At 65.0% G+C, this 4,075-nt stretch carries 4 protein-coding genes; all 4 read right to left on the bottom strand.

Annotated elements, in window-relative coordinates; all coding sequences use genetic code 11:
- Nucleotides 1-549: 2-dehydro-3-deoxy-6-phosphogalactonate aldolase (locus tag EN906_RS25370; protein ID WP_164777347.1), on the bottom strand; the 549-nt coding region annotated here is incomplete at its 3' end.
- On the bottom strand, nucleotides 546-1,499 hold the full coding sequence (locus EN906_RS25365) for a 2-dehydro-3-deoxygalactonokinase (RefSeq protein ID WP_127266733.1): 954 nt from the start codon (nucleotides 1,497-1,499) through the stop codon (nucleotides 546-548). The genes EN906_RS25365 and EN906_RS25370, both read right to left, overlap by 4 nt.
- Nucleotides 1,496-2,263, bottom strand: coding sequence for an SDR family oxidoreductase (locus EN906_RS25360; protein WP_023814196.1), 768 nt, complete (start codon nucleotides 2,261-2,263; stop codon nucleotides 1,496-1,498). The genes EN906_RS25365 and EN906_RS25360 overlap by 4 nt, the downstream gene beginning before the upstream one ends.
- Nucleotides 2,264-2,530: 267 nt before the next feature.
- Nucleotides 2,531-3,880, bottom strand: coding sequence for an EAL domain-containing protein (locus tag EN906_RS25355; RefSeq protein ID WP_127375460.1), 1,350 nt, complete (start codon nucleotides 3,878-3,880; stop codon nucleotides 2,531-2,533).
- Nucleotides 3,881-4,075 lie beyond the last annotated feature (195 nt).

The raw sequence follows: 4,075 nt of genomic DNA, 5'->3' as shown, positions 1-4,075 counted from the left end.
GTTCAAGCCGGGCATGAGCGTCGACGAGGTGGCCGCCTTGTAGCCGGCAAAATCTTTTTCGGAGACGCCGCCGACGGCACCGACCAGCGTTTGCGCCGGCAACACCGCGCGCATCGCGGAAATGCCGCCTGCACCCAGCACGCTCGCCGGGAAGAATTTAAGCGCCGAGGCGCCGAGCTTGATCGCCTGGAAGGCTTCGGTTGGCGTGAACACGCCGGGCATCGTCACCATGCCGTAGTGCATGGCGCGCGCCATCACTTCGGCATCGATGTTGGGACTGACCAGCAGCCGCCCTCCGGCCTGGTGCAAGCCATCGACATCGGCCGGCGTCAGCACCGTGCCGGCACCGACCAGCGCCGTTTTCGGCAGCACTTGGACGATGCGGGCGATCGACGAGAACGGTTGCGGTGAGTTCAGCGGCACTTCGATCGCCTCGATGCCGGCGTCGAACAGTGCCTGGCCCATGGCCATCGCCTCGGTGGGCTTGAGCCCGCGAAGGATGGCAACCAGGCCGCGCTTGAGTTTTGGAAACGGTGCGGTCTGGCTCATCGAGCTGCTCCAATTCTTGCGATCATGCCGTTCTCGCGCGCCGCCTCGACGAGACCTGCACGCACCGCCTCGTCCGCGTCGACGGCCCGGACCTCAAGTCCGGCAAGGCCGAGCGCCTCGCTGTACAGCGTTCCCAGCGCACCGGAGGCGACCAGCACCACGGGTTCCGCACCGGCGCCGTGCCGACGGCTGGCGGAGGCGATCTCGCCGCCGATCAGAAGGCCGGACAGGCAGGCTGCGGCATCGTCGGCTTTCAAATCCTGCAGCAGGCCGGCGGCGCGGATGGAAAACAGCCGCGAGGTGACATCGCCGCCATCGCTCAATGCGGTTTCGCACCAGCGGCGGAAGAACGGATTGTCCGATGTGACGGGCTTTGGATGTTCGCCGAGCGAATGGCGCAGGATCGAATGCGCGGCAAGCACCGAAAACAGCTCGCCGGTCGGCCAGGTGCCGAAGCCGGTGACAGTACCGTCCTCGACCAGCACCCATTTCGAATGGGTACCGGGCATGCAGACCAGCTGGCGCCCCCTGGCCGGCAGGCCGGCGCCGGCAAGCTGGGTTTCCTCGCCGCGCATGACGTCGGGCGCGTCAGTCAGTCGCTGGGCAAGGCCCGGAACGATGCGGATGTCGCGGCTCTGGCCGGGCACGCTGGCGGCACCAGCAAGGATGGCGCTAAGCGGCGCCGGCACGGTGACATAGGGCGCTTCCAGCCAGCCCTGGCGGGATCCGGCCATGCCGCAGATGATGACGGGCAGCGCCGCTGGTGCTCCCATCGCCGCCAGATGCCCTTCGAGGATGGTCGAAAAGCCCTTCTGCTGCGCCGTGATCAGGCCATCATCGCCACGGCGTTCAGCAAGCACCTTGCCTTGCCCGTCGATCAGCCAGACCCGCATGCGGGTCGTGCCCCAGTCGACGGCGGCGACCGCCGGCGCGTTCCCGGCTGGGCTCACAGGAAACCTCCATCGACGACCAGCATCTGCGCTGTCAGCATGCGCGAGGCGTCCGAGGCCAGGAACAGCACGGTGCCGACGATGTCGTCGGGCTGCATCACCTGCTTGATGCATTGCTTGGCGACATGGGCGGCAAGCCCCTGTTCGGTCACCCAGAGCTCCTTCTGCCGCTCGGTGATCACCCAGCCGGGCGCAATGGCATTGACGCGGATGCCGTCGACACCGAGCTTGCCGGCCAGCCCCTTGGTCAGACCGAGGATACCGGCCTTGGCGGCCGTGTAGGACGGCATGTCGGGGTGGTTGATCAGATAGGACGTCGAGGTGAAGTTGATGATCGAGCCGCCGCCCGCCCGCTTCATGCCCGGCGCCACCGCTTGCGCGGTGAAGAAATGCGGCCTGAGATTAATAGCCTGGTTGTTGTCCCAGAACTCGACCGTCACGTCCTCGACGGCGTGGCGTTCATCCCAGGCCGCATTGTTGACCAGCACAGTGACATCGCCATGCGCCTCGGCGGCCTTCGCGGCGGACGCCCGCAGGGCCTCGACGTCGCGTAGGTCGGTCTTGAGATAGAGCGGCCGCTTGCCGAACGCTTTCTCGATGCGGTCGGCAAGGGCCGTGCTTGGGCCGTCGGCGATGTCGATGAAGGCGACATTGGCGCCCTGGCGCACAAACCCCTCGGTCAGGGCAGCACCAATTCCGGAACCGCCGCCGGTGATCAGCACCGAGGCTCCTTCGAGGTCGGCAAAATGCGCCGATGGCATCATCGTTCCTGTCTCCCAGCGCATGACCCCGAAAATCGGATCGATTTTCGGAAAGGGATCATGCGCAAGATGTAAATTGCTACAGCGTCCTTTGCGCGTCCGAAAGGACGCGCGGCGCTGTAGCGTGATCGGCGCGCATCCTAGCCACGCAAGGCGCGTGGGCAAGGGCGAAAGATCGGATTTCTGGGCTTATGTCAGACAAAACGACAATGCGCCGCACCGGATGCGCATGGCGGCACCGTCGGGATTGCGGATCGCGGGGATCGCCGGTCAGATCGCCTTGGCGCGCAGGGCGCCGCGGAAGGAATCACGGAGATAGCCGAGCGTGGCGTCGGCATCGACGGGCTTGCCGAACAGATAGCCTTGCCCGCCGGCACAGCCGAACTGGACGAGGCGGTCGGCCTGCGCTTCCTGCTCAATGCCTTCGGCGACGACGTCCATGCCGAGCCCCTCGCACATTGCGAGAATGGCGCGGATGATGTGCTCCGAGGGACGGTCGTCGAGAATGGAGGAGACGAAGGCGCGATCGATCTTGAGCTTGTCGAAATGGAATTCGCGCAGACGGCCGAGCGAGGACTGGCCGGTGCCGAAATCGTCGAGCGAGACGCGGATGCCGACGCGGCGCAGATCCTCGACGATCTGCGCGGCAGAGGCCGGGTCGTTCATCAGGCCGGTCTCGGTGATCTCGATCTCCAGCCGGCGCGGATCGAAGCCGGTGCGATCGAGGATCGCCAGTATGTGCAGGCCGGTGTTCTGGTCGACGAGCTGCGATGGCGACAGGTTGAAGGACAGGAACAGGTCCTTCGGCCAGCTTCTGGCCGCTTCGGTCGCCTTGCGCAGCACCAGCTGCGACAACGGGCCGATGATGCCGCGCTCCTCGGCGATGGGAATGAAGACGGTCGGCGGCACCGAGCCGAGGTCGCGATCTGTCCAGCGCGCCAGCGTCTCGAAGCCGATGGTGCGGCGCGTGTTGAGGTAGAAGATGGGCTGGAAATGCGGCTCCACCTCGCCGGCCGAGACAGCCCGGCGCAGCGCCTGTTCGATGCGGGTGACGCGCTTGGCCGCCTCTTCCATCTCACGGGTGTAGACGACGACGCGGCCACGGCCGGAACGCTTGGCGTGATAGAGCGCCGTCTCGGCCTTATTGATGAGGATTTCCGTGGTCTCGTCGCCCGAATAGAACAGCGAGCAGCCGACCGAGGCCGAAAGCCTGGCGGTGCGTTCGCCGACATCATAGGGCGCCGACAGGATCTCGATCAGCATGCGCGACTTTTCGGCCGCTGCATCCTCGCTGAACACCAGGGGATAGAGAAAGGCGAATTCGTCGGCACCGATGCGGCAGACCGTGGAATGGCCGTCCATCGAGGCGCGCAGCCGCATCGCCACCTGGATCAGGATGTCGTCGCCGGCCTTGTGGCCGAACAGATCGTTGATCGGCTTGAAGCCGTCGAGGTCGAGAATGCCGACGGTAAAGGGCGCGGGATCGTCGGCACGGTCGGCGATCAGGCGATCGACCTTGTCGAAGAAGCGGCGATGGTTGCCAAGCCCGGTCAACGGATCTGTGAATGCCAGATCCGTGCTCTCCCTGTTTGCCTGACCGGTGCCAAACGAAGTTTGCATCGGTGTCCCTGTTTTGTGACGTCGGAATTTATTTTCAGACTGGCAGCAAACCCTTTAGGAAACGTATCGCGAAATCGATTTTCCAGGGGCAACCGCGACTGTTTCGAAGGATCGATGAAAGCAGCGCATTCGGGTGTCGGATGCCAATCCCAGGAATGTCGCGATTGGCAGACGGGCAGTGAGCCTGTACAGGCA

It is taken from the genome of Mesorhizobium sp. M7A.F.Ca.CA.004.06.1.1 (assembly GCF_003999135.1).
Lineage (GTDB): Bacteria > Pseudomonadota > Alphaproteobacteria > Rhizobiales > Rhizobiaceae > Mesorhizobium.
The sequence above is the reverse complement of the archived record's forward strand: the minus strand, read 5'-3'. Positions and strand labels throughout refer to the sequence as shown.